The organism is Nonomuraea sp. NPDC050547, assembly GCF_044457345.1.
Taxonomy (GTDB): domain Bacteria; phylum Actinomycetota; class Actinomycetes; order Streptosporangiales; family Streptosporangiaceae; genus Nonomuraea.
In genome coordinates this window covers 296,402-319,919 of record NZ_JBITGW010000002.1, presented here as the reverse complement: position 1 = coordinate 319,919, position 23,518 = coordinate 296,402, and the positions used below count along the sequence as shown (strand labels likewise).

Genomic DNA, 23,518 nt, shown 5'->3' with positions numbered 1-23,518 from the left:
TCGGCAGCAGGCGGCGCCCCACCGGGCGCATCACAGACCGGCCGGCTGCCGCAGGAGTGGTCCCGCCGGTGCCGGGGACGGAGTAGCCGCCGGGGGCGATCCGGGCCATGGCGGAGGTGAGGTCGCCGTTGCCCATGCCGGTCCTTCGATGGCGTGGGCAAGGTTCCGCGGTCTCAGCGGGCGGCTCCGGAGCTCCAGGCCCAGGCGGCGATCCCGACCCGGTTGGCCGCGCCCACCTTGCGCTGGATGTTGGACAGGTGGGTCTTGACGGTGCCCGCGCTGATGAACAGCTGGGTGGCGATGTCGGCGTTGGTCCTGCCATGCGCCACCAGGACGGCGATCTCGCGTTCGCGGTCGGTGAGCGGGTCGGGCGGCGGCGCCTGGCCGGCTTCGGCGCGCAGGTGGCGCAGCAGCCGCACGGTGACCTGCGGGCTGATCAGCGTGTCGCCCGCCATCGCCGCCCGGACGGCCTCGATGAGCAGCGCCGGCCCCGACCGCTTGAGCAGGAACCCGGCCGCGCCGTTGCGCAGGGCGGTGTGGACGTAGTCGTCGAGGTCGAACGTGGTCACCACGATCACCCGCGTCTCCTGCGCGAGCTGACGGGTGACCTCCAGGCCGTCGAGGCCGGGCATGCGGATGTCGGCCAGCACGACGTCGGGTCGCAGGTGCCTGGCCAGTTCGACCGCTTTGGCGCCGTCGGCCGCCTCGCCCACGACGGTCATGTCGGGCTGGGAGTCGAGGATGAGCCGGAAGCCGATCCTGATGTCGTCCTGGTCGTCGGCTATCACGATCCGTGTGGTCATCTTCTCCGCTTTCGTGGGACGGCGGCGCCGTACCGTGTCATGCCGGGATCATCGCCGTGAGCCGCCAGCCGTCGGCGTGCGGGCCCGCTTCCAGCGAGCCGCCGGCGGCGGCGAGCAGTTCCGACAGGCCCGCGAGGCCGAAGCCGCCCTTCCTGGAAAGGCCGATGCTCCTTCTGCCGTCGGTACGGCCCGCCGCCCCGTCGTCCTGAACCCGGACCTCCAGCCGGAGACGCCCGGCCCGCACGCTCACCTCCACGGCGCTCGCCCTCGGCGCGTGGCGCCGGACGTTGGTCAGCGCCTCGCTCACCACCCGGTACGCGGTCGCCGACGCCTCACGCGAGACCCCCTCGGCCGCGACGTCGAAGCTCACCCGCACCGACGGCGGGAACCCGTCGGCCAGCTCCTCCACCCGTTCGAGCCCGGGGGTCGGCGCCCGGTCCGGGTCGTTGAGCATGTGGACGGTGCGGTCGAGGGAGGCGAGCGCGCGCCGGCCGCCGTCCTCGATGCGCCGCAGGGCGTCGGCGACCTGCTCGGGCAGTCCGGGCGTGAACCCGGCCGCCTGCGCCTGCACCAGCATGCCGCTGACGTCGTGGGCGACGAAGTCGTGCAGGTCGCGCGCGAGGGCCAGCCGCTGATCCTGTACGGCCGCCGCCACCGCCCGCCCCCTGGCCTGGTCCAGCCAGCGCAGGTAGAGCCCGGCCCCGGCCGCCGCGACCGCGGGCAGCGCCCAGGCCGCGCACGCGCCCAGGACGAGCGGAGGCGGAGCGTTCCACACCTGTCTGAGCAGCACCAGCGCGACCGCCGGTCCGGGCACGAGGGCGGCGGCCGGGCGGCGGCGCGCGGCCAGGAGCGTGAGCACCAGCAGCGCGGGCACCTCGGCGAACAGCCACCAGGTCCCGGCCTGCGCTCCGGCCCTCGCCAGCACGGTGACGGCGGTGACCAGCAGCGAGACGCCGCCGGCCACCAGGGCCACGACCTCGGGTGTCAGGGACGCGAAACTCGGCGCCCGGCGCGGGAGGAGGGCCGTCGCCGCCGCCAGGACGGCGGCGACGGCCGCGAACACGTCCATGGGTTCGAGGGTAGAGGGGCGGCGGAGGGGCGGCATCCGCCGAACGGCGGAGGCGGGGCCGGTGCGAAGGCCATCGGATCCGGCGAACGGCAGATGTGCGGCGGCCGCCCCCGCCGTGAGGCTTGAGCCATGAACACGACGCAGGTTGCGAAGACCGCCCGCTGGCCCCGACGGGTGACGTGGGGAGCGGCCGCGTGGTCGCTGGCGTACGGCGGTCTGGGGCTTTTCTGGGCTTACGGCGGGGCCGGCTTCCCGTTCGGCGAAGGCGATGTCCCCGACGCCCGCGCCGAGTCCTTCCTGGGCGCGGCCACCGCCGCGGGGACCGCCCCGGTCATCGCCGGACTCGGCCTCGCGGGCGCCTTCCTGGCGGTGGCCCTGACCCGCGGCTGGAGCGGCCCGGCACGGCGCTGGAGCGGGGCGGCCAGGATCGCGATGCTGGCTCCCGCGTGGGCGATGGCGTTCCTGCTGGTGGTGCTGGTGCCGGACGCCCGGATCATGACGGCGGTCGGCTACGCGCCGATCTTCCTGGTGGGTCTGCCGTTCGGCTGGCCCGACGCCGACTACTTCGAGCTGGCCTTCCCCTGGCCGGTGGTGAACATGCTGATCTGCCTGGCCGGCGGCCTGCTGTGGGCGGGGGCGGCGCTGGCGGCCACCCGGCGCGGCGCGGGAGCGTGTCAGAGCTGCGGCCGCGCGGACGTCCACGCCACCCACTGGAGCACGCCCGCGAGCGCGGCGCGCTGGGGCAGGTGGGCCGCCTACACGGCCTTCGCCGTCCCGTTGTTCTACTCGGTCGTGCGCTGGGCGTGGGCGATGAAGATCCCGCTGCTGTTCTCGGAGGAGGGGATCAGGTGGCTGCACGAGACCGGGATGGCGTGGGCGGGCGCGGGACTGGCCGCGTTCGGCGCGGTGGGCGGCGTGCTGACGCTCGGCCTGGTCCGCCCGTGGGGGGAGATCTGGCCGCGCTGGGTGCCGGTGCTCGCCGGCCGGCCGGTGCCGCGCAAGCTGCCGCTGGGCGCGGCCGCGGCGGTGACGGCGATCCTGGCCTCGGCCGGGGCGGTGGCGATCCGGGTCACCGACTGGACGGACCCGGCGTCGTGGCTGGTGAGCCCGATGGCGTACTGGCCCATCTGGGCCGCGGCGCTCGGCCTGGCCACCCTGGCCTACTACTACCGCACCCGCCCGGCCTGCCTTCGCTGCGGCCTCGGCGCCCGATGACGCCCTCCCGGCGGCTACGCCCGCGCGAGGAGGGCGGTCTCGGTGAGAGGGGACTCGTGGGTGCCCTCCACCGTGCAGGCGTGGGCGCCTGTGAGCGAGCCCAGCCGGACCGCCGTCTCCAGGTCGTGGCCGCGCAGCCGGCCGTACAGGAAGCCGGAGACGAAGGCGTCTCCCGCGCCGTTGGTGTCGACCGCGGGACCGGGCAGAGGGGCGGCGGGGAAGGCGCGCGAGCCGGCGCCGCGCTCCAGAACGAGGCAGCCGTCGGCGCCGCGGGTGCACACGACCGTGTGGGCGCGGCCCTTGTCGAGGATGCGGCGCATCACGGCCTGCGGGTCGGGCAGGGCGGCGGCCGAGAGGAAGACGAGGTCGGCCTGGTAGGCGAAGTCCTCGTGGTAGGGGTTGACGCCGTCCCAGTCGTGCAGGTCGGTCGAGGTGGGGACGCCGGGCAGGTCCGCGAAGACCTTCCGGCTGAAGTCGGTGATCGACAGGTGGGCGTGGCGGGGACGCGGGCCGGAGTACAGGGACGGGGGCAGCGTCTCGCCGGGCGTGGCACGGGGGTCGAACAGCGCGGTGCGGCGGCCGTCGGGGCCGACGAGCAGGACGCTGCGGCGGGTACCGGCCACGGCGGCGCCGTACGCGCAGTCGATGCCGCCCAGCGCGCGGCGGACCAACTCGCCCTGGGGGTCGTCGCCGATCAGGTCGACGAACCTGGTGCGCAGGCCGAGCGCCGCGCAGCCGAGCGCCACACCGGCGCCGGTGTTGCCGATCCGGTCGATCACGGGCGGGACGGTGTGGGTGTCGGCGTACGGCAGGGGCAGTCCGGGCACGTAGACGGTGGTGTCGACGCCGGCCCCGCCGACCACGAGGACGTCGTGGGTCACCGGTTCACCAGCGGGCCGGAGCCGGTGGAGCCGCGCACGACGAGCTCCGGCTGGAAGATCAGCTCGACGTGCCGGGCGGGCGCGCCGTTCACCTCCTCCAGGAGCGTCTGCACCGCGGCCGAGGCCATCGCGCCGATGGGCTTGCGGACGGTGGTGAGCGGCGGGTCGGTGAAGGCGATCAGCGGCGAGTCGTCGAAGCCCACCACGGACACCTCGCCGGGCACCGACAGGCCGCGTTCACGGCAGGCGCGGATCGCGCCGAGCGCCATGAGGTCGCTGGCGCACACGATGCCGGTGCAGCCGCGTTCGAGCAGTTGGGCGGCGGCGGCCTGACCGCCTTCGACGGAGAACAGCGAGTGGGCGATGAGGCCGTCCACCTCGGTGGCGCCGAGCAGCTGCGCCATCGCCTGCCGGTAGCCGTCGATCTTGCGGATGACCGGCACGAAGCGGCGCGGGCCGAGCGCGAGGCCGATGCGCTCGTGCCCGAGGTCCACGAGATGCTGGACGGCCAGCCGCGCCGCCAGCCGGTCGTCCGGGGAGATGAACGGCGCGTCGATGTGCTCGCTGTAGCCGTCGACCAGCACGATCGGCAGCCCGCGGTCGGTCAGGCGGGTGTAGCGGTCCATGCGCGCGGTGGTGTCGGCGTGCAGGCCGGAGACGAACACGATCCCGTTGACGCCGCGGTCGACGAGCAGCTCGGTGAACTCGTCCTCGGGGGCGCCGCCCGGCATCTGGGTGCACAGCACGGGCGTGTAGCCGTGCTGAGTGAGCGCCTTCTCGATGGCCTGCGCGAACGCGGGGAAGATCGGGTTGTCGAGCTCGGGGGTGACCAGCCCGACCAGGCCGTTGCTGCGCTGGCGCAGGCGGGGCGGGCGCTCGTACCCCATGAGGTCGAGCGCGGTCATGACGGCCTGGCGGGTGGCCGCGGAGACGCCGGGCTTGCCGTTGAGCACCCTGCTCACGGTGGCCTCGCTCACCCCCGCCTGGGCTGCGATGTCGGCGAGGCGGGCGTGTCCGTTCATGGGCGCTACTTTACTTTCCACCACACCGCGGAATCGGGAGCGCCGGGCGTGGCGGCCGACGACAGCACGGGCTCGCCCTCCAGGGCGAAGGCGACGGGTTCCGCGGTGAGGTTGACGGCGCAGACGAGGTCGCCGCGGGCGAACATCAGCGTGCCTTCCGGCGAGTCGAGCCAGCGCAGCTCACCGGTGATCTCGCGGCGCAGCCGCAGCGCGCCGCGGTAGAGCTCCAGGGTGGAGCCCGGCACGCCTTCCTGGGCCTCGACGCTGAGCTCGGACCAGCTCGCCGGGATCGGCAGCCAGGGCAGTTCCCAGCCGAGTTCGCGGGTCCAGGGCAGCGGCACGCGGCAGCCGTCGCGCCCGCTTTCGGGGTCGCGCAGCCGCTGCGGGTCCTGCTGGACCTCCTCCGGCAGGTCGAGCACCTCGGGCAGGCCCAGCTCCTCGCCCTGGTAGACGTAGGCGGAGCCGGGCAGCGCGAGCGTCAGCAGCATCGCGGCGCGGGCGCGGTCGAGGCTGCCGTAGCGGGTGACGTGCCGCCTGACGTCGTGGTTGGACAGCACCCAGGTGGACGGCGCGCCCACGGAGGCGGCGCTGGCCAGGGAGGCGTCGATGGCCTCGCGCAGGCGGGGCGCGTCCCAGGGGGTGCTCAGGTAGTGGAAGTTGAAGGCCTGGTGGAGCTCGTCGGGGCGGACGTAGCGGGCCAGCCGCTCGGGCGTGGGCGCCCAGGCCTCGGCGACGCCGATGCGCTCGCCGGGGTAGGAGTCGAGGATGTGCCGGAAGTGGCGGTGGATGTCGTGGACGCCCTCGTTGTCGAAGTACGGCACGACGTCGGAGCCGATCATCCGGATCTGGTCGCTGTGCCCGATGTCGGGGAGGTCGTGCGGTTTGACCATGCCGTGGGCGACGTCGACGCGGAAGCCGTCCACGCCGAGGTCGAGCCAGAAGCGCAGGATCGAGTCGAACTCGGCGCGCACCTCGGGGTTGTCCCAGTTGAGGTCGGGCTGCTCCTTGTCGAACAGGTGCAGGTACCACTGCCCGTCCTCGACCTGCGTCCAGGCCGGGCCGCCGAAGATCGACTCCCAGTCGTTGGGCCGGTCGCGGAAGATGTAGCGCTCGCGATGCCGCCCGCGCAGCGCCTCCTGGAACCACGGATGGGCCGAGGAGGTGTGGTTCGGCACGATGTCCACGATGACCCGCAGGCCGAAACCGTGCGCCTCGTCGATGAGCGCCTTGGCGTCGGCCAGCGTGCCGAACAGCGGGTCCACGTCGCGGTAGTCGGCCACGTCGTAGCCGAAGTCGGCCATGGGCGAGGTGAAGAAGGGGGTGAGCCAGACGGCGTCGACACCCAGGCTCTTCAGGTACGGCAGGCGGTCGCGCACACCGATCAGGTCGCCGACGCCGTCGCCGTTCCCGTCGGCGAAGCTGCGGACGTACACCTGATAAATGACGGCGTCGCGCCACCAGTCGGTCATCAAAGCCCCCCAATAGTCCCGTACATGAAATCTCTTGCCGCAAGTTTACGCAAGGCTTTCCATGCACCACCAACCCCTGATTTTTCGCCACACTTACCCCTAGAGTGGGATAAAACCCCCTATGTGACGTGACTCACGGCGCGAAAGCTTTGCGTGGGCCCAAGACAGAAGTCAGGCCGGGTGTCAACCCCTGCGCGCCCGATCCATAGAGATTTTTTATGGCAAGGGTGGACATCAGGCTGTAACCGCGATGTACTACCTCATCAATCACAGCGGAACCTGGCTGCAAGGTGCTGCCCATGAGCTCGGTCGTTCTCGACAAAGTGACCAAGGTTTACCCGGGTGACCACCTGGCGGTCGATCGCATGAGCTTGAAGGCGGAGGACGGCGAGTTCCTGGTCCTGCTGGGCCCCTCCGGCTGCGGGAAGTCCACCCTGCTGCGCATGATCGCCGGGCTGGAGGAGATCACCGAGGGCGACCTGTGGCTCGACGGCAAGCTCGCCAACCACCTCGCCCCCCGCGACCGCGACGTGGCCATGGTCTTCCAGAGCGGCGCCCTGTACCCCCACCGCTCGGTGCGCGGCAACATCGCCTTCCCGCTGGAGATCGCCAAGGCCGACCCCGCGCTGGTCAAGGAACGCGTGCTGGAGCTGTCCAAGGCGCTGCACATCGACGAGACGCTCGACCGCCGCCCCGGCACCCTGTCCGGCGGCCAGCGCCAGCGCGTGGCCATGGGCCGCGCCATCGTCCGCCAGCCCAAGATCTTCCTGATGGACGAGCCGCTGTCGAACCTCGACGCCGGCATGCGCACCGAACTGCGCATGGAGATCTCCGCCCTGGTCAGGTCGCTCGGCGTCACCACGATCTACGTCACCCACGACCAGGTCGAAGCGCTCACGCTGGCCGACCGGATCGCCATCATGAACCGCGGCGTCCTGCAGGACGTCGGGACCCCGGCGCAGATCTACAACGACCCGGCGACCGCGTTCGTCGCGGCCTTCCTCAACTCCCAGCAGCTCAACCTGCTGGCCGCGACGGTGCGCACCCCGCAGAACCAGTACGTGATGCTGGACTTCGGCCCGCACCGGCTGACGATCCCGTGGAGCGACCCCCGGGCGTACGCGATCTCGCAGTACACGGGCAGCCAGGTGCTGGTCGGCATGCGGCCCGACGGGCTGGCGCCGGTGCCGGAGACCTATGACGGACCGGCGTTCTTCGGCCGGGTCAGGGCGCTGGAGTACCACGGGCACGAGTGGCTGGCCTACGTGGAGTGCGGCGCGCCCGGCGTGGCCGTACCCGAGCCGCCGGATCCCCGCCGTCGCGTCAACGGCCACGCCCAGGAGTCGGCGGGGCTGGGCACGCTGCTGCGGCGGCTGTTCGCCTCGCGCGCGGTGATGGAGGAACAGGAGCAGGAGCAGGCGGAGGAGAGCGGCCACCACCGCAGGACCGACCTGATCGTCCGGCTGGGCGTGCGCCCGGCCTGGCGGGTCAACGACGCCGCCAAGGTGGCCGTGGACGTCTCCCGCCTGATGGTCTTCACGCAGGAGGGCGCCCGCATCGACGCCCCCCGCCGCGCCACCTGAGGTCCGCGCGTTCTACGGCGTGGCGTTGCGGTCGATGGCGAGGTAGGTGCCGCGCAGGCGGGCCAGGTGGGCGTGCTGGGCCTCGCGGGCGCCGGGCTCGTCGCCCGCCTCCACCCGGGCGAGGATCTCGCGGTGGTCGCGGTCGACGTCGTGCCAGAAGCGGCCGGGGGCGCGTGAGCGCAGGAAGCGCTCGTCCAGGACCTGGAAGACGGGCCTGGCCACCACCGCGAGCAGCGGGTTGCCGCAGGCGCCGAGCAGCAGCGCGTGGAAGCGCTTGTTCGGCTCGTACATCTCCTCCGGCGAGGCCGCCCCGGGGTCGAAGAGCGTGGCCCGCAGCGCCGCCAGGTCCTCGGGGGTACGGCGCAGCGCCGCGAACCCGGCCGCGGGCACCTCCAGCAGGTCCCGGATCTCCAGGAACTGATCGACGGTGAGCTGGGTGTCGCCGGCCAGCAGGTTGAGGCTGGTGGCGAGGTAGTCGCTGATCTGCTCGGGCCGCGGCGTCACCACGAAGCTGCCCCCGGCCACGCCTCTGACGGTGGCGATGAGGTTCTGGCTGGCCAGCAGGCGCAGCGCCTCGCGCACGGTGCTCCGGCTCACGCCGTAGGCGGCCGACAGCTCGGGCTCGACCGGCAGCCGGTCACCGGGGCGGAAACGGCCGGCCACGATGAGCTCCCGCAGTTCGGCGGCGAGCGCCTGGTAGGCGGGCGGCTTCTTGGTCACACCGTCAGACCCTACTCGGCGGGTCCGGGCCGTGGCGCTCGGGGATTCGGCCCCGCCCGGCCCTGCCGGACGGGGCCGGCGAGGTGCCGGGGTGGTGGGTTCGGCCTCCCCCACGGTGAGGCCGATCCTGCCGTTCCGAACCCCGCCGTACGAGGGGCCCCGTTCCACTTCTGGGAACAGCGTTCCAATCTGAGGCGGCTGTGTCAATGGCAAGAACCGGAGCGGCCTCGCCGTACCGGAGAAAACCAGAGTTCAGGCGCGGTGACCGAGTCGTGCGGAAAGTCGGTCGGTGGCCTCCAGGAGGGCCGCCGCGCACGCGTCGGCCTCGCCGACGAAGCGTTCGGCGGGCCCGCAGACGCTGATCACCGCGGCCGGCAGGCTGTGGTGGTCGAGGATGGGCGCGGCCACCGAGGCGGCGCCGCGCTGCCGTTCGGAGATCGACATGGCGTAGCCGCGGCGGCGGATCAGCGCCAGCTCGGTGCGCAGCCGCTCCGGGTCGGTGACGGTGGCCGGGGTCAGCGGGTCGAGCGGCGCCGACAGGTAGGAGTCGATCTCCACCTCGGGCAGGAAGGCGAGGAACGCCTTGGACGAACCCCCCGCGTGCAGCGGGTACGGCACGCCGAGCGAGACCGCCATGATGACCTCGCGCGGCGGTTTGACCTGGTCGATGTAGACGCGGCTGAGGCCGGTCCTGATCGACAGCGTCGCGGTCTCGGTCGTGCGGGCGCTCAGCCCGGCCAGCTCGGGCGCGGCCAGGCGGCGGATGTCGATGCGGTCCAGGTAGGCCAGCCCCAGCCGCATCGCGGTCAGCCCGAGCGAGTAGCGGCGGCTGTCCTCGTCGAGTTCGACCAGGCCGCGGCTGCGCAGGGAGGCCAGCACCCGGTGGACCGCCGCCTTGGACATGCCGAGGCTGTCGGCGAGCTCGGTCACCCCGAGCGTGCTGGTGCCCGCCTCGGCGAAGCGGACGAGTACGTCGGCCGCCCGCTCGACGGTCGCGACGGTCTGGCTGGACATGCTGGAGCCTTTCACCTGCGATGCAACCCCACCGGTACGGGTGGGTCAGTCATGATCCTCGTGTCCACGAAGTCCCACCATTCTTCCTGTGACACGCGCTGCGACTCCCAGGAAGAGTCGCTCTTGAGGGTGGCCAGGGCCTTTCTGTAGGCGCCCCATGCCGCCTCGTCGTCGAAGGCCGCCCAGTTCTCCAGCATGTATACGTCACCGACGACGCTGTAGAACCAGCGCACCTCCTTCACCATCGGCAAATCACGGTAGAACCAGCGCTCGCGCTCCTCCAGCCACTCCCAGAAGGCCGCCATGTCCCTGCGGGCGCGTTCGGCGAGCCGCATCCGGTAGACCAGGTAGATCATGGGTACAGTCTGAAACCTAATTCCAATAATTGGAACAACCGGGAGTGAGCCATGTGGCAGGACGGGTTGCGTGTGTACGACTTGGCGCAGCCGATGCGTAGGGGTATGCCCCAATCGCCCAATCATCCCCCTTTCCGCATGCTCCTGGAGCGCCGGCACGGAGACGTGGTCCGCGCCGACGGCGGTTCCGCCGCCAACGAGCTGATCGTCACCGGCGGCCACGTCGGCACCCACGTGGACGCGCTGGCCCACGTCTCGCACGACGGCCTCCTGTACGGCGGAGCCGACCCGGCCGACCTCACCACCAACGACGGCTTCAGCTCCCTGGGCATCGACTCCTTCGACCCGTACGTGGGCCGGTGCGTCCTGCTCGACGTGGCCCGCGTCCACGGCGCCGACTTCCTGCCCCCGGGCTACGAGGTGAGCGTCGCCGACCTGGAGGCGGCGGCCGAGGGGGTGGAGATCCGCGCGGGCGACGCCGTGCTGATCGGCACCGGCTGGTCGCGCGTTTGGCACGATCCCGGGCGGTTCACCGGGCAGACGGCGGGCGTACCGGGGCCGGGGGTCGAGGCCGGGCGCTGGCTCGCCGAACGGCGCCCGCGCGTGGTCGGCGGCGAGACGATCGCCTTCGAGCACATCGCGCCGGAACGCGGCCACGCCGCATTGCCAGTGCACCGGATCATGCTCGTGGAGTCGGGGATCAACATCGTGGAGACGATGCGGCTGCACGAACTGCTCGACGCGGGGGTGCGCGAGTTCCTCCTGGTACTCAATCCGCTGCCGATCGTGGGCGCCACCGGCGCGCCGGTCCGGCCGCTGGCCGTTCTGCCCGGGGAGCGCGCATGACCACACACGTGCAACTGCTGGCCGCCTTCGCCGCGGGCTGCCGCGATGACGGCCTGCCCGGCGAGGTCCGCGCGGACGTCGCCGGCCGGATCCTGGACGTGCTCGGCAACTGCCTGGCCGCCTACGCCGAGCCGGACGCCGACGCCGCGCCCGCGGTCCTGCGCGCGGCCCTGCGGTGGAACGGCACCGGGGAGGCGACGACGATCGGCAGCGGCCATCGTCTGCCCGCCCCGTCGGCCGCCCTGGTCAACGGCACGCTCGCGCACTCCCTCGACTACGACGACACCCACCTGCCCTCGGTGCTGCACCCGAGCGCGCCCGTGGTGCCCGCCGCGCTGGCCGCCGCCGAAGCCACGGGGGCAGGCGGGGCGGGTCTCGCGGCGGCGGTCGCCGCCGGGATCGAGGTGTGCAACCGCCTTGGCATGGCCTCCTACCTGCCCGAGGCGGGCAACTCGCTCTTCTTCGACAAGGGCCAGCACGCCACGTCCATCTGCGGCACGCTCGGCGCCGCGGTGGCGGCCGGGATGCTGTACGGGCTCTCCGCCGAAGGGCTGGCCGACGCCATGGGCATCGCCGCCAGCATGGGCGCCGGGGTCATCGAGGCCAACAGGACCGGCGGCACCGTCAAGCGGGTGCACTGCGGCTGGGCCGCGCACGCCGGGGTGTCGGCCGCGGTGCTGGCGCTCGAAGGCGTGACCGGGCCGCCGACGGTGCTGGAGGGGCGGTTCGGCTTCTTCCAGGCCTGGCTGGACGGCCGCTTCGACGCCGGGGCGCTGCTCGACGGGCTGGGCGGGCGGTGGGAGCTGCTGCGCACCGTCTACAAGCCGTACCCGACCAACCACTTCACCCATCCCGCGATCGACTGCGCGCTCGCCCTGCGCGGGCGCCTCGGCCCTGAGGCGCTGGCGGAGGCGGAGATCGAGCTGGGGGTGCCCGCGCCGGTCCTGCGCACGATCGCGGAACCGGCCGAGGAGAAGGCGGCGCCCCGCTCCCCCTACCACGCGAAGTTCTCCGGCCCCTACACGGTCGCCACGGCGCTGCTCGGCTCGGGCGGCGGGCTCGGCGTCTGCCTGGACGACTTCGCCGAGCTGCACCCGGCGCGGCTGGCGCTGGCCGCGCGGGTGCGGTGCGTGGCCGACGCGCGGGCGACGGAGATCTTCCCGCGCGCCTTCGCGGCCGTCCTGCGGATACGGCTGGCCGACGGCACCGAGCTGGAGCACCGCGTCGACTCCTCCCGGGGCGGTCCCGAGCACCCGCTGACCGGGGAGGAACTGGCCCGCAAGTTCCGCGACAACGCCCGCCGCGCTCTGCCGGAGGAGCGCATGGAGGCCCTCGTGGCGGCGGCCCGTTCCGAGGCGCCCGCCTCGGCCCTGCTCCCCCTGACCGTGGCCTAAGTCACCACGGCCTAGATCACCACGGCGCGGCCGTCGGGCCCGTCCGGCCAGGTCCAGTAGCGGACCGGGCCGGCGGGCTCGCGCAGGCAGGCGGTCGCCGGCTCGCGCATCACGGCGAGCGGGAAGCCGGCCATCCGCGCCGGCGCCTGCCCGACCGGTACCCAGGCCGCCTCCAGCACGTCCCCGTCGGGGTCGGCGGGCGCGAGGTCCTGGCCGCGCGGCCGCTCGAAGGCGAAGTACAGGGCGGTCAGTGTCGCGGGAACCGGGAACTGCACGACCGCCAGCAGGCGCGTGGGCGGGCCCACCTTCAGCCCGGTCTCCTCCGCGACCTCGCGGGCCGCCGCCCGGTCCGACAGCTCGCCGTCCTCGGCCATGCCGCCCGGCAGGCCCCAGATCGGGTGCGGGTCACCGGCGTTGCGCTGGTGGACCATGAGGACCTCGCCGTCCCCGAGCACGACCGCGCTCACGGCCAGAAGTGGTTTCACCCCCGCATTGTCCTTCCCGGAGTCCTAGAGTTCCGCGTCCGGGTAGGCCGCCCTTAGCACGCCGCGGACGAAGGCGGCCGGGTCGTCCAGCCCCGCCGCCGCCAGGGTGTCCGCGCCGCCCGACAGCAGGTGCGGCAGCGCCCCGTGCAGGGTCAGCGTGACCAGCGCGGCGCTCTCGCGGGTGACGGGCAGCCCGGCCGCCCGCTGGGCCCGCTCGAACCGGGCGAAGTCCCCGGCCGCGATCGGGTCGAGGATCTCCGCCAGCCACGGCCGGCGCGCCGACTCGGCCTGCAGCTCCAGGTAGGCGAGCAGGCGGGCGCGGCCGGGCCCCGCCGCGTCGCGCAGCAGCGCCTCGAACAGGGCCGCCAGCCCGGTCGCGTCGCCGGGCGGCGCGGGCGGGACGGCGCCCTGGTAGAGCTCCAGGCAGCGCTCGGCGACCGCGCGCAGCAGGGCCTCGCGGGCCGGGAAGTAGTTCTTCGCCGTGCCGCCGGGCACGCCCGCCTCGGCGTCGACCGCGCGGTGCGTCAGGCCGCGCCCGCCCTCGCGCGCCAGCACGTGGATGGCCGCGTCGCGCAGAAGGTCGCGCCGGTCCTGGTTCGCCATGCTCCGCCTCTCGCTCGCGTTTTGCCGATACTACCCCAAACGTGGTACCACAGATGTGGTAATCGATTAATGGAGGTGTGACATGGCCGGAAAGGCCGTGGTGGTCGGGGCGGGCGTGGGCGGGCTGGCCACCGCGATCGGGTTGCGGCGCGCGGGCTGGTCGGTGCGGGTGCTGGAGCGGCGGGCCGGGATCGAGAGGTACGGCACCGCCTTCGGCATCCACCCGACCGCCCAGGGCGCGCTGGAGCGGCTGGGCGTCGGGCAGGGGTTCCGGGAGCGGGCGGTGCCGTACCGGGACGGGCGGGTCCGGACCCCGGACGGCACGGTGATCGCGAACCTGCCGCTGGAGCGCATCGAGCGCAGGGCCGGGCGGCCGGAGCTGCTGATCGCGCGGCCGTACCTGCTGGATGTGCTGACCGGGGCGCTGGACGTGCCGATCGAGTTCGGCACCGCGGTGCGCGACGTGGAGGAGCTCGCGGCCGGTCACCACCTGGTGGTCGGCGCCGACGGCATCCGCAGCGCGGTGCGGGAGGGGCGCTTCGGCGGGCGCAGCGGCCCGCGCCACGTGGGGACGGTGGCGTGGATCGGCATCGCCGGATTCGACAGCGGCGTCCATGGCGAGACGTGGGGCGCGGGGCGGTTCTTCGGGATGACACCGGTCGAGCGGGGCAGGACCAACTGGTACGCGACGGTGCCGGAGGCCACCACCGCCGGGGAACTGCGTGAGCTGTTCCGCGGCTGGCACGACCCGATCCCCCGCATCCTGCACGAGACGGATCCCGCGGAGTGGATCCGCTACGAGATGCGCCACCTGCACCCCGCCCTGCCCTCCTTCACCAGCGGCGCGAACGTGGCGCTCGTCGGTGACGCGGCGCACGCGATGACGCCCAACCTGGGGCAGGGGGCGTGCACGGCGATCCTCGACGCCGAGGCGCTGACCAGGGCGATCGCCACGCACACCACGCTGCCGGAGGCGCTGCGGGCCTACGACGCCGAGCGGCGGCGCAGCGCGCAGCGGGTGGCGTTCGGCTCGCGCAGCCTGCACCGGTTCATGACGGTACGGCGCACGGGGCTGCGCGACTCGCTCCTGCGCCTGCTGCCGGCCTGAGGCGGGCGCTCACCAGCCGACCTTGCCCTTGCCGCTGATCAGGGCCTTGGCGATCACCAGGCGCTGCACGTCGTTGGTGCCCTCGCCGATGGCCATCAGCGGGGCGTCGCGGTAGAGGCGCTCCACGACGTACTCCTGGCTGTAGCCGTAGCCGCCGTGGATGCGCATCGACTCCAGCGACGCCTTCAGCGCCACCTCGGAGGCGAAGTACTTGGCCATCCCGGCCTCCATGTCCACCCGCTTGCCGCCGTCGGCCCGCGAGGCGGCCCAGTAGGTCAGCAGCCGCGCGGCCTGGATCTCCGTGGCCAGGTCGGCGAGCTTCAGCTGGACCGCCTGGAACTCGGCGATCGGCTGCCCGAACGCCTCGCGCCCGCGGGAGTAGGAAAGGGCGGCGTCGTAGGCGGCCTGGGCCACCCCGACGGCCCTGGCGGCGATGTTGACCCGGCCGATCTCCAGGCCGGACAGCACCTGCTGCATGCCCCTGCCCTCCTCGCCGCCGAGCAGGGCCGAGACGGGGACCCGGACGTCCTGCAGCGCGACCTCGCAGGTCTCCGTGCCCTTGTAGCCGAGCTTGGGCAGGTCGCGGCTGACCGTGAAGCCGGGCGTTCCCGCGTCGACGAGCAGCACCGACATGCCCTTGTGCGCGGGCTCGGTGATCGCGGTCTTCACCAGCACGGGAAGCGGGTCGGCGTGGCGGGCGTTGGTGATCCAGGTCTTGACGCCGTTGACGACGTAGTGCTCGCCGTCGCGCACCGCGCGCGTCTGGATGCCCTGCAGGTCCGTGCCCGCTCCCGGCTCGGTCAGCGCCAGTCCGGTACGGCGGGCGCCGCTCGCCAGATCCGGCAGGTAGTGGCGTTTCTGCTCCTCGGTGCCGTGGCGGGCGATCATCCAGGCCGACAGCGAGTGGGAGCCGACGGTGCCCGCCACGCCCATCCAGCCTCTGGCGATCTCCTCGAAGACCAGGGCGAAGGTCACCATGTCGGCGTCGAGCCCGCCGTACTCCTCGGGGACGGTCAGCCCGAACAGGCCCATCTCCTTCATCTTCGCCACGATCTCGGTGGGATACCTTCCGGAGTGCTCCCACTCGGTGGCCACGGGGACGATCTCCTTCTCGACGAAGGCGCGCAACGTCTCCCTGAAGGCCCTCTGGTCGTCGGTCAGCTCGAAGTCCATGGCGCGTTACTCCTTCTCGAAGACGGGCAGCCCTTGCCACCAGGTGAGCCGTACCCGCTCGTCGCAGGCCCACGGGCCGGGGCCGACCAGGCGGGTGAGCAGGACGGGGCCCTCGTCCAGGCGGACTCGGGCGATCACGTACGGGGACCGGAAATCCTCTGACGGGGCCCGGCGGACCTCGGTGAAGGTGTCCACCGAGCCGCCTCCCTCCGCCTCGCGCGAGCCCAGGTCGGCCGAGCCGCAGCCGAGGCACAGCGGCCTCGGGTAGTGCTGGCGGCGGCCGCAGGCCCGGCACTCCTGCAGTTCCAGGCGTTCAGCCACGGTCGGCTCCCAGCAGCACGGTCGCGTGGGTGGACAGGATGCCGCCGGTGCCGTGGGCCAGCGCCACCTCGGCGCCCGGCGCCTGGCGCGGACCGCACTCGCCGCGCAGCTGGCGGACCGCCTCGACCAGCAGGAACAGGCCGAACATGCCCGGATGGCAGTGGGACAGGCCGCCGCCGGTGGTGTTGAGCGGGAACGCGCCGCCCGGTCCAGCCTCCTTCACGAGGTCACCGGCGCGGCCCGGCTCGCAGAAGCCCAGGGCCTCCAGGGTGAGCAGGACCGTGATCGTGAACGAGTCGTACACCTGGGCCACGTCCACGTCGCCCGGCGAGAGCCCGGCCGTGGCGAAGGCTCTCCGGCCCGCTTCGGCGGCGCCGGTGTCCAGGATGTCGGGGGCCTGGGACATACTCGCCGTCGTGGTGGCCTCGCCGTACCCGAGAACCGTGACGGGGAGCTTCGGCAGGTGGCGGGCGCGGTCGAGGGCGGTGAGCACGATCGCGGCGCCGCCGTCGGTGACCAGGCAGCAGTCCGCGGCGGTGAGCGGCGTGGAGATCATGGGCGTGGCCAGGACCTGCTCGACCGTCAGCGGACCGGCGGCGTGGCGGTACGCGCGCGGGTTCAGCAGTGCCCACTCGCGGGCGGCCACGGCGACCTGGGCCAGGTCGGCCCGGCTTCTGCCGTACTGGTGGAGGTAGCGCTGGGCGGCCATCGCGTAGTACGAGATCGGGTAGAGCGGGCCGTACGGGGCCTCGTGCGTGGTCTGGGGGACGTCGCCCTCGTGGACGCCGGACAGGGAGCGGGCGCGGGCACTGCGCTGGTTCGAGCCGTAGGAGATCAGCACCGTGGTGCACTGCCCGGCCCCGATCGCCTGTACGGCCCGCGCCACGTACATCTCGAAGGCGGACCCGCCGGCGAACGTGGAGTCGCTCCAGGCCGGGCGCAGGCCCAGGTACTCGGCGACCTGGGTGGCGGCGAACCTGCCCACGCCCGCGGTGGCCAGGCCGTCGACGTCGCGCAGGGTGAGACCGGCGTCGGCCAGGGCGCGGCCGGCCGCCTGGGCCTGGAGTTCGAGTGCGCTCCTGCCGGTGACCCCGAGATCGGACTCGGCGGCGCCTGCGATGGCCACGCCGCTCATGTCCGCCGCCGGCCGCCACCGGTCGCCGCCGTCGCCCTCACCACGGACGTCGCGGGGGCCACGGCGACTCTGGGGTCGTCGCCGACGACCTCGACCTGCTGTTCCACCGTGAGCAGCCCGTCCTGCTCGGCCACCACCCGCCCGGTGCAGCGCACGGTCTCGCCCGCGAACACCGTCGAGCGCAACCGGAAGCTCATGCGGGTGATCCGCGCGCTCGGGCCGAGCCAGTCCTGTAGCTGCTCGGCCAGGAGCGCGCCGAAGAGCTGGCCGTCCACGACCGGCGCGGGCAGGCCCCTGTCCGCCGCGTAGGCGGAGTCGTGGTGGAGGCGGTGCCAGTCCCAGGTGGCCCCGGCGTACGCGATCATTGCGGCCCGGTCGATCCGGCGCTCCAGAGGGGGGATCACGGGTCCTCCAGCGGTACGTAGATCAGCGTCTCCTCGTTGACGGCCAGCAGGTCGGCGTGCTGGTTGGTGTAGATGGCCGTGGACGTCACGAAGATCTTGCCCGCTTTGCGGACGACGTCGCCCAGGCGCCAGGTGACGGTGATGACGTCGGCGGGCCGTACCGGCTGGTGGAGCTCGTAGGTGTTGCCGCCGCGCACGAGGCGGGTGCCGGGGAAGCCGAGGTCCCAGGTGTGGCCGCAGTAGCCGTCGGCGTCGCGGGGCAGGCCGGTGAACTGGTTCGTCTCGAAGATCAGGGTGGGCGGGGCGATGACGCCGTCGTAGCCGTGTTCGCGGGCGTAGGCGTCGTCGGTGTAGAGCGGGTTGGCGTCGCCCACGGCCTGGGCGAAGTAGCGGATCGCGGCGCGGCCGAGCTCTTCGGGAGCGGTGTAGGTGACCTCGTTCACCGGAGTACCGCCGTGGGGACGACCTCGATGAGGAACTCGGGGCGTAGCAGGGCCGTGCAGACGACCGAGGTGAGGGCGGGGCGGCCGGGGAAGTGGCGCTCCCTGACCGCCACCAGTTCCGGATATCTCGTGATGGCGGGTGGAGTGATGTACTCGACCAGTCTGACCACGTCCGAGCCTGTCAGGTTCTCCTCACGCAGCACGGCGGCGATCGCCGTGTAGGTGTACTCGGCCTGCGCCACCAGGTCCCCCTCGAACAGCGACCGCTGGGTCGCCGGCTCCAGCGCGCCGAAGCCCGACATGAACAGCGTGCCGCCCGCCGCCACCCCCGGCTTGTACGTGAGCGTGTCGTAGCGCGTCCAGCCGGGGTTGACGGCGCGCAGCGGCAGCCGCGAGCCCACCGCGTCCAGCGTGACCATCGCGCCCTTCACGGCGGCGCGGTCCACCAGGATCCCGGCCGCGCCCGGATGCACGGGCCGCCCGTCGCTGCCCTCGCCGCCCAGCAGTTCCTTGCGGGGACGGCCGCAGCGCGGGTAGTCGGCCCGCGTGGCGGTCGCGGTGTAGTCGGTGGTCTGCACGAGCCGCTCCGGCCCGATCCCGGCCACCTTGAGCAGCTCCGCCGCCACCTCCAGGCAGGAGCGGTACTGCTCGCCGAACCCCGCCGTCAGGTCCGCCGGGACGACGGCGGGCAGATACACGATCTCCCCCGCCACGGTCACCACGCCGCGGCCGGTGGCGAACCGTTCGCCGCCGCCCCTGCAGGCCGTCACCTCGACGGCCACCTCGTGCCCGTCCTCCAGCACGCCCTCGACCGCGATCGCCGACAGCGTGACCCCTTCCGGCCTGGCCGCCGGATCCGGCCGGGCGCTCGCGTACTCCCGCACATGCACCGCGTCCGCCCACGTCAGCCCGAGCGCGCCCAGCGCAACGCGGGCCCGTTCGTAGGCGTCGCGGGCGTCGGTGCCGGTCAGCGCGGGCAGCCGCACGGTCCTGTCCCTCACATCGGCCCCTCCATCACGCTCAGCTCCTTCAGCAGGTCGTCAAGGGCGGGCAGTTCGTGCAGGCGCAGCGCGAGATCCACGGCGCGCTCGCTCAGCCCGTTTCCCCGAGCCTTGTCCGTGACCAGGCGGTCGATGCGGGGATCGCCCGGACCGCCCGAACTGCGCGCCACCTCCGCGACCACCCTGCGTCCGTCGGTCAGCAGCGCCCGCAGCCGCCCGTGCTGGTCGGCCGCGGGGCCCCGGTGCCCGGATGGCACGTGCCGTACCCTCGCGGCGAGATCACACACGTCGGCGCGCCCGGGCCGGGCGAACGTGCGCGCGGTCAGCTCGCCGTCGGCCAGCATCGCCGCCACGCACCAGGCCAGGCTGAACTTCGCCGCGTACGGCGTGCGCGGCCGCTCCTTCCCCGCCCCGCACACCAGCGCCGCGGCGTCGTCGTGGACCTCCGCCTCGATCTCGGCCACCTCCTCCGCGGCGGCCAGCCCCCGCAGGACCTTCGCGGCATCGACGGCGGCGTGCAGCAGCTGGCAGGCGGGATACGGCTTGATCGTGATCCGGCCGACCTCCCAGCCGCGCCCCAGGTCGCCGAACGGGTCGACACCTGGGCGGCCGAGCAGCGCGCCGTACAGGCCGTGCTCGCCCTCCACCACCGTCGCCGGCCCGCTCGCCCCCGCCCGCGCCAGCCGCGCGGCCAGCACCCCCGCCTGGGCGGCGAAGCCCGGGTGGAGCTGCTTGGTGGAGGCCCCGGTGTTCAGGAACTCCAGCAGGCCACCGGACATGCTGCCCGCGATGCCCAGCGCGGCGACCGCCTCGCGATGCGCGAGCCCGTACAGCCGGGAGGCGACGAGCGCGGCGGCCAGAGGGCCGCAGGCCGACGTGGCGTGCAGGCCACGAGCATGAAATCCATGCGGTACGGCGCCGCCGAGCCGGCAGATCGCCTCGTACCCGGCGAGCGCGGCGGTGAGCACCTCGGCCCCGCTCGCCCCGGTCTCCTCCCCCACCGCGAACGCCACCGGCAGCACCGGGGCCGTGGCATGAACCAGCCCCCGGGCGTGGGTGTCGTCGAAGTCGAGTGCGTGCACCAGCGCCCCGTTGGCCAGCGCCGCCGCCACCGCCCCGACCCGGCGCCCGGTCCCGAACACCGTCGCCTCCGGCGGCCCGCCCATCTCCCCCGCGACCAGAACGGCGGCCCACGCGCCCTCCTCCGGCCGTACCCCCTTCCCTGAGGCCGCGGCGCCCTTTCGTGAGGCCGCGGCGCCTTTTCCTGAGGCCGCGCCGGCGCCGTTTCCGGCGGCGGCGCAGCCGAGGCCGTCGAGCAGGTGACGCAGGGCGGCGGCGCGCGCCTCGTCGGGGACGTCGTCCAGCCGGAGCCCCAGGCCCCACTCGACCAGCGTCTCGGCGGCTGTCATCCCGGCTCCCCGAAGGCGCCCGCCCCGGCCAGGGCTTTGACGCGCGCCTCCGTGTATCCGAGCAGGCCCCGGAGCACCTCCTCCGCGTGTTCGCCCAGCCGGGGCGCCCGGCGATGCCCGACCGGCTCCCCGCCCACCCGCACCGGCGACCGGAGCTGTCGCACCCGTCCGTAGCGGGGGTGGGAGGTCTCCACCACCAGCCCACGGGCCGTGGTGTGCTCCTCGGCCAGCGCCTTGTGCACGGAGTTGACCGGCCCGCACGGGATCCCGGCCGGCCGCAGCACCGCCAGCCACTCGTCCACGGTCCTGGTCAGGAAGACGCCGGCGAGGGCGGGCAGCAGCCGGTCGGCGTTGCGCCGCCGGCCGGCGAAGTCGGCGTACCCGGGATCGGTGTCGAACGGCGCACCGAGGATCGCGGCCAGCCGCCGCCAGAACTTCTCCTTGGCGCATCCCACGACCAGCCACCCGTCGGCGGCCGCGAAGTTCTGGAACGGCACCAGCGACGGATGCGCCGACCGCGCCGTCCGGGCGGGCTCGAAGTCCGTGTTCAACGCCCAGGCCCCGACATAGGTGAGCATGGTGATCGCCGTGTCGTACAGGGACAGGTCGCAGTCCAAGCCCACCCCGTCCCGGCGTGCCGCGTGCACCCCGGCCACCAGCGCGAGCGCCGCCACCAGCCCGCCGGAGTAGTCCACCAGCGAGAGCCCGGACTTGGCCGGCGGACCGCCGGGTTCGCCGGTCAGCGTCATCCACCCGGCCAGGCCCTGGAGGATGTAGTCGTAGCCGGGCTCGGCCGTGCGCGGCCCGGTCATCCCGAACCCGGTCAGCGAACAGCAGACCACGCGAGGGTTGAGATGCCGGAGATCGGCGTAGGTGAGCCGCATCTTGGCCGGGACGTCGCCGCGCAGGTTGGAGTAGACGGCGTCGCCGTGCCGTACCAGATCCTCGAGAACCTCCCGCCCCGCCGCGCACCCCAGATCCAGCGCGATCGACTTCTTGTTGCGGTTGAACGTCTCGAAGAACAGCGAGTCCCCGCCCTCCGCGTAGGGCGGAACATACCGCCCCACATCGCCTCCGGCCCGGGGGTCCTCGACCTTGATGATCTCCGCGCCGAGATCGGCGAGGTGCACGCTCCCGAACGGCCCGGCGCCGTACTGCTCCAGGCTGATGACCCTGACGTCCTCCAGCGGCCTCATGTCAGCTCCTTGATGAGCGCGATGATGCGGGCCTGCGACTCGCGCACGGCCTCGGGCGGCCGGCCGTACACGGGCGGGGTGAGCTTGATCGTGGTGGCGAGCCCGCGGTAGGCGTCGATCCCCGCGGCGACCTGCGCGGGCGTACCGGCCAGAGCCAGCCGCTCCACCATCCGATCCGGTACGGCTGCCGCCAGCCCGTCGGCCGGCGTCCCCGAGCGAAAGGCCTCGATGACCGCTTCCTGCTCTTCGGCCAGACCGTGGAAGGCGAAGAAGTCACGGTAGGTGGCGACGCTGGCGTAGAAGCCGAGGACGCCCTTGGCCTGCCGGCGCGCCTCGGCCGGATCGGCATCGATGGCACAACACCCCGAAACCACCACATCCACCCCCGGTTCGGCGTGGAAGCCCACTCCCGGGTCCGCCCGCACATCGGGCGACACCCCCGCCCCCACCCGCACATCGGGCGGCCCCGTGTGGAAACCCACTCCTGGATCCGCCCGCACATCAGGCGACACCCCCGCCCCCACCCGCACATCGGGCGGCACGTCCGCCCCCGCCCCCGCCCGTGCCCGCACGCCTGGCTCCTCGCCCGAGTCTGCGCTTTCGCCGTGGTCCGGGGCCTTCGCCTGGCGCAGGTTGGGCAGGACGCGCTCGCGGACGTAGGCGGGCGAGCACAGCTCGTGCGAGATCCACCCGTCGGCGATCCGGCCGGCCAGGCGGGTGAGCTGGGGACCCACGGCGGCGAGGTAGATGGGGATGGCGGCACGGACCTGCCGGTGCGGCCGCCGGAACCCGCGCAGGTCGGCGCGCCGCGTCTCACCCTCGACGACCGGCGGCGTACCCGCGACCACGGCCCTGATGATCTCGACGGTCTCGCGTAATCGGGTGACGGGGCGGTCGGCGGTGACCTGGTGCCAGCGCTCGTTCAGGCGGCGTGCCCCCACGCCGAGGCCGAGCACGAACCGCCCGCCGGTCAGCTCGTCCAGGTCGAGCGCCTCCAGAGCCAGGGTCAGCGGGCTGCGGGTGAAGGCCAGCGCGACCGCGGTGCCGACGCCCGCCCGGCTCAGCACCGGCGCGACGGCGGCCGCGGTCACGGTGGCGCTGCGGTGCAGCTCGGGCAGCCACACCACCTCGGCCCCGGCCTCCTCGGCGGCCCGCGCCGCCCCGGTCAGTTCGGCGAGGGTCTCGCCCCACGGGCCGTAGGTGATCCTCATGTGGTCATGGGACCGTTCTTGGCCTGGGGGAAATAGTCCTTGTCATGCGGGGCGTCGCGCTTGTACACCATGACCGTCCTGGTCCAGGACATGATCTCGTCGCCGTCCTGGTTGAGTCCGCGCGTCCGTGCCGTGACGATCCCCGCGTACGGCCGCGACCGCGACTCCCGCTTCGCGGTGACCAGCGATTCCGCGTAGACGGTGTCGCCGAGGAAAACGGGGTGGGTGAGCTTGATGTCCTCCCAGCCCAGGTTCATGATCGCCGTCTGGCTGACGTCCATCACGGACAGCCCCAGCACGATCGCCACCGTCAGGCCCGAGTTCACGATGACCTTCCCGACCGGGGCTTTGGCGGCGAAGTGGGCGTTGAAGTGGTTCTGGTTCGTGTTCATCGTGAGCAGCGTGAACCACGTGTTGTCGGCCTCGCTGATCGTGCGCCCCAACGGGTGCTGGTAGACGTCGCCGACCACGAAGTCCTCGTAGTAGCGGCCGATGGCCGCCTCATGCACGGTCACCTTCGCCACGTTAATCGTCAGACGTTTTCCCGGTCAACGCCCCACACCCACCCCCTCCCCACCACCCCCCGAACCCACCACCCCCGAGCCCAACCCCAGCCGCACCCGCACGGGCACGGGCACCACAGGGCACTGGGCACCG

At 73.3% G+C, this 23,518-nt stretch carries 25 protein-coding genes; 5 read left to right on the top strand and 20 right to left on the bottom strand.

Translation table 11 applies throughout. The annotated features are described in order from the left end of the window. Positions 1-173: 173 nt before the first annotated feature. Positions 174-803 carry a response regulator gene (locus ACIBHY_RS05935; RefSeq protein WP_397306075.1) on the bottom strand — a complete coding sequence of 210 codons (630 nt, stop codon included), beginning with the start codon at positions 801-803 and terminating at the stop codon, positions 174-176. Between the two features lie 37 nt (positions 804-840). Next, the gene (locus ACIBHY_RS05930) at positions 841-1,872 is read right to left on the bottom strand and encodes a sensor histidine kinase (protein WP_397256336.1); all 1,032 of its coding nucleotides are present in this window, start codon (positions 1,870-1,872) and stop codon (positions 841-843) included. 129 nt (positions 1,873-2,001) lie between these two features. Here ACIBHY_RS05930 and ACIBHY_RS05925 point away from each other — a divergent pair, with 129 nt between their 5' ends. Beyond that, positions 2,002-3,087, top strand: a complete 1,086-nt coding sequence (locus ACIBHY_RS05925; protein WP_397306074.1) for a hypothetical protein — start codon at positions 2,002-2,004, stop codon at positions 3,085-3,087. 14 nt (positions 3,088-3,101) lie between these two features. On the opposite strand, the gene ACIBHY_RS05920 is transcribed toward ACIBHY_RS05925, so the two are convergent. The 3 genes from ACIBHY_RS05920 to ACIBHY_RS05910 are packed head-to-tail and all read right to left on the bottom strand — an operon-like array spanning position 3,102 to position 6,459. Continuing rightward, complete coding sequence (locus tag ACIBHY_RS05920) at positions 3,102-3,968, bottom strand: carbohydrate kinase family protein (RefSeq protein WP_397306073.1); 867 nt, start codon at positions 3,966-3,968, stop codon at positions 3,102-3,104. Then, positions 3,965-4,990, bottom strand: a complete 1,026-nt coding sequence (locus tag ACIBHY_RS05915; protein WP_397256333.1) for a LacI family DNA-binding transcriptional regulator — start codon at positions 4,988-4,990, stop codon at positions 3,965-3,967. The genes ACIBHY_RS05920 and ACIBHY_RS05915 overlap by 4 nt, the downstream gene beginning before the upstream one ends. Before the next feature lie 5 nt (positions 4,991-4,995). Further along, positions 4,996-6,459, bottom strand: coding sequence for an alpha-amylase family glycosyl hydrolase (locus ACIBHY_RS05910; protein ID WP_397306072.1), 1,464 nt, complete (start codon positions 6,457-6,459; stop codon positions 4,996-4,998). Positions 6,460-6,758: 299 nt separating this feature from the next. Between ACIBHY_RS05910 and ACIBHY_RS05905 the strand changes: the two genes are divergently transcribed. Beyond that, positions 6,759-8,042: an ABC transporter ATP-binding protein gene (locus tag ACIBHY_RS05905; protein ID WP_397256329.1), complete on the top strand. Its 1,284-nt coding sequence runs from the start codon at positions 6,759-6,761 to the stop codon at positions 8,040-8,042. Positions 8,043-8,054: 12 nt separating this feature from the next. Here the strand turns inward: ACIBHY_RS05905 and ACIBHY_RS05900 are convergent, their stop codons facing one another. The 3 genes from ACIBHY_RS05900 to ACIBHY_RS05890 all read right to left on the bottom strand — a co-directional run bounded on the left by ACIBHY_RS05900 (position 8,055) and on the right by ACIBHY_RS05890 (position 10,132). Beyond that, complete coding sequence (locus ACIBHY_RS05900) at positions 8,055-8,762, bottom strand: FadR/GntR family transcriptional regulator (RefSeq protein ID WP_397256327.1); 708 nt, start codon at positions 8,760-8,762, stop codon at positions 8,055-8,057. A gap of 252 nt (positions 8,763-9,014) precedes the next feature. Further along, complete coding sequence (locus ACIBHY_RS05895; RefSeq protein ID WP_379626546.1) at positions 9,015-9,776, bottom strand: IclR family transcriptional regulator; 762 nt, start codon at positions 9,774-9,776, stop codon at positions 9,015-9,017. Positions 9,777-9,787: 11 nt separating this feature from the next. Continuing rightward, on the bottom strand, positions 9,788-10,132 hold the full coding sequence (locus tag ACIBHY_RS05890; protein WP_379626548.1) for a hypothetical protein: 345 nt from the start codon (positions 10,130-10,132) through the stop codon (positions 9,788-9,790). Positions 10,133-10,183: 51 nt separating this feature from the next. Here ACIBHY_RS05890 and ACIBHY_RS05885 point away from each other — a divergent pair, with 51 nt between their 5' ends. Both ACIBHY_RS05885 and ACIBHY_RS05880 read left to right on the top strand, forming a co-directional pair. After that, positions 10,184-10,978, top strand: coding sequence for a cyclase family protein (locus ACIBHY_RS05885; protein WP_397256323.1), 795 nt, complete (start codon positions 10,184-10,186; stop codon positions 10,976-10,978). Beyond that, entirely contained in the window at positions 10,975-12,372 is a 1,398-nt protein-coding gene (locus tag ACIBHY_RS05880; protein ID WP_397256321.1) for an MmgE/PrpD family protein, read from the top strand. The genes ACIBHY_RS05885 and ACIBHY_RS05880 overlap by 4 nt, the downstream gene beginning before the upstream one ends. 11 nt (positions 12,373-12,383) lie before the next feature. Here ACIBHY_RS05880 and ACIBHY_RS05875 read toward each other — a convergent pair whose 3' ends face one another. Further along, positions 12,384-12,857 (bottom strand): NUDIX hydrolase, encoded by a 474-nt coding sequence (locus ACIBHY_RS05875; RefSeq protein ID WP_397306071.1) that lies wholly within the window; start codon positions 12,855-12,857, stop codon positions 12,384-12,386. A 24-nt stretch (positions 12,858-12,881) separates the two neighbouring features. After that, the gene (locus tag ACIBHY_RS05870) at positions 12,882-13,460 is read right to left on the bottom strand and encodes a TetR/AcrR family transcriptional regulator (protein WP_397306070.1); all 579 of its coding nucleotides are present in this window, start codon (positions 13,458-13,460) and stop codon (positions 12,882-12,884) included. Positions 13,461-13,542: 82 nt separating this feature from the next. Here ACIBHY_RS05870 and ACIBHY_RS05865 point away from each other — a divergent pair, with 82 nt between their 5' ends. Continuing rightward, a complete protein-coding gene (locus ACIBHY_RS05865; RefSeq protein WP_397306069.1) occupies positions 13,543-14,568 on the top strand; it encodes an FAD-dependent oxidoreductase in 1,026 nt (341 codons plus the stop codon). 9 nt (positions 14,569-14,577) lie between these two features. Here the strand turns inward: ACIBHY_RS05865 and ACIBHY_RS05860 are convergent, their stop codons facing one another. From ACIBHY_RS05860 to ACIBHY_RS05815, 10 genes are read right to left on the bottom strand one after another with little or no spacing between them, the layout of a single operon-like run. Further along, complete coding sequence (locus ACIBHY_RS05860; protein WP_397306068.1) at positions 14,578-15,741, bottom strand: acyl-CoA dehydrogenase family protein; 1,164 nt, start codon at positions 15,739-15,741, stop codon at positions 14,578-14,580. Positions 15,742-15,747: 6 nt separating this feature from the next. After that, the gene (locus ACIBHY_RS05855; RefSeq protein ID WP_397256312.1) at positions 15,748-16,062 is read right to left on the bottom strand and encodes a Zn-ribbon domain-containing OB-fold protein; all 315 of its coding nucleotides are present in this window, start codon (positions 16,060-16,062) and stop codon (positions 15,748-15,750) included. Beyond that, entirely contained in the window at positions 16,055-17,197 is a 1,143-nt protein-coding gene (locus ACIBHY_RS05850; RefSeq protein ID WP_397256310.1) for an acetyl-CoA acetyltransferase, read from the bottom strand. Before ACIBHY_RS05850 ends, ACIBHY_RS05855 begins: the two co-directional genes overlap by 8 nt. Continuing rightward, positions 17,194-17,601 (bottom strand): MaoC/PaaZ C-terminal domain-containing protein, encoded by a 408-nt coding sequence (locus ACIBHY_RS05845; RefSeq protein ID WP_397256309.1) that lies wholly within the window; start codon positions 17,599-17,601, stop codon positions 17,194-17,196. Before ACIBHY_RS05845 ends, ACIBHY_RS05850 begins: the two co-directional genes overlap by 4 nt. Further along, positions 17,598-18,044, bottom strand: coding sequence for a MaoC family dehydratase N-terminal domain-containing protein (locus ACIBHY_RS05840; protein ID WP_397306067.1), 447 nt, complete (start codon positions 18,042-18,044; stop codon positions 17,598-17,600). Before ACIBHY_RS05840 ends, ACIBHY_RS05845 begins: the two co-directional genes overlap by 4 nt. After that, the gene (locus ACIBHY_RS05835; protein ID WP_397306066.1) at positions 18,041-19,045 is read right to left on the bottom strand and encodes a RidA family protein; all 1,005 of its coding nucleotides are present in this window, start codon (positions 19,043-19,045) and stop codon (positions 18,041-18,043) included. The genes ACIBHY_RS05840 and ACIBHY_RS05835 overlap by 4 nt, the downstream gene beginning before the upstream one ends. Then, a complete protein-coding gene (locus ACIBHY_RS05830) occupies positions 19,042-20,454 on the bottom strand; it encodes an MmgE/PrpD family protein (RefSeq protein ID WP_397306065.1) in 1,413 nt (470 codons plus the stop codon). The genes ACIBHY_RS05835 and ACIBHY_RS05830 overlap by 4 nt, the downstream gene beginning before the upstream one ends. Beyond that, on the bottom strand, positions 20,451-21,650 hold the full coding sequence (locus ACIBHY_RS05825; RefSeq protein ID WP_397306064.1) for a CaiB/BaiF CoA transferase family protein: 1,200 nt from the start codon (positions 21,648-21,650) through the stop codon (positions 20,451-20,453). The genes ACIBHY_RS05830 and ACIBHY_RS05825 overlap by 4 nt, the downstream gene beginning before the upstream one ends. Then, on the bottom strand, positions 21,647-22,861 hold the full coding sequence (locus ACIBHY_RS05820; protein ID WP_397306063.1) for an LLM class flavin-dependent oxidoreductase: 1,215 nt from the start codon (positions 22,859-22,861) through the stop codon (positions 21,647-21,649). Before ACIBHY_RS05820 ends, ACIBHY_RS05825 begins: the two co-directional genes overlap by 4 nt. Beyond that, positions 22,858-23,376, bottom strand: a complete 519-nt coding sequence (locus tag ACIBHY_RS05815) for a MaoC family dehydratase (protein ID WP_397256298.1) — start codon at positions 23,374-23,376, stop codon at positions 22,858-22,860. Before ACIBHY_RS05815 ends, ACIBHY_RS05820 begins: the two co-directional genes overlap by 4 nt. Between the last annotated feature and the right edge of the window lie 142 nt (positions 23,377-23,518).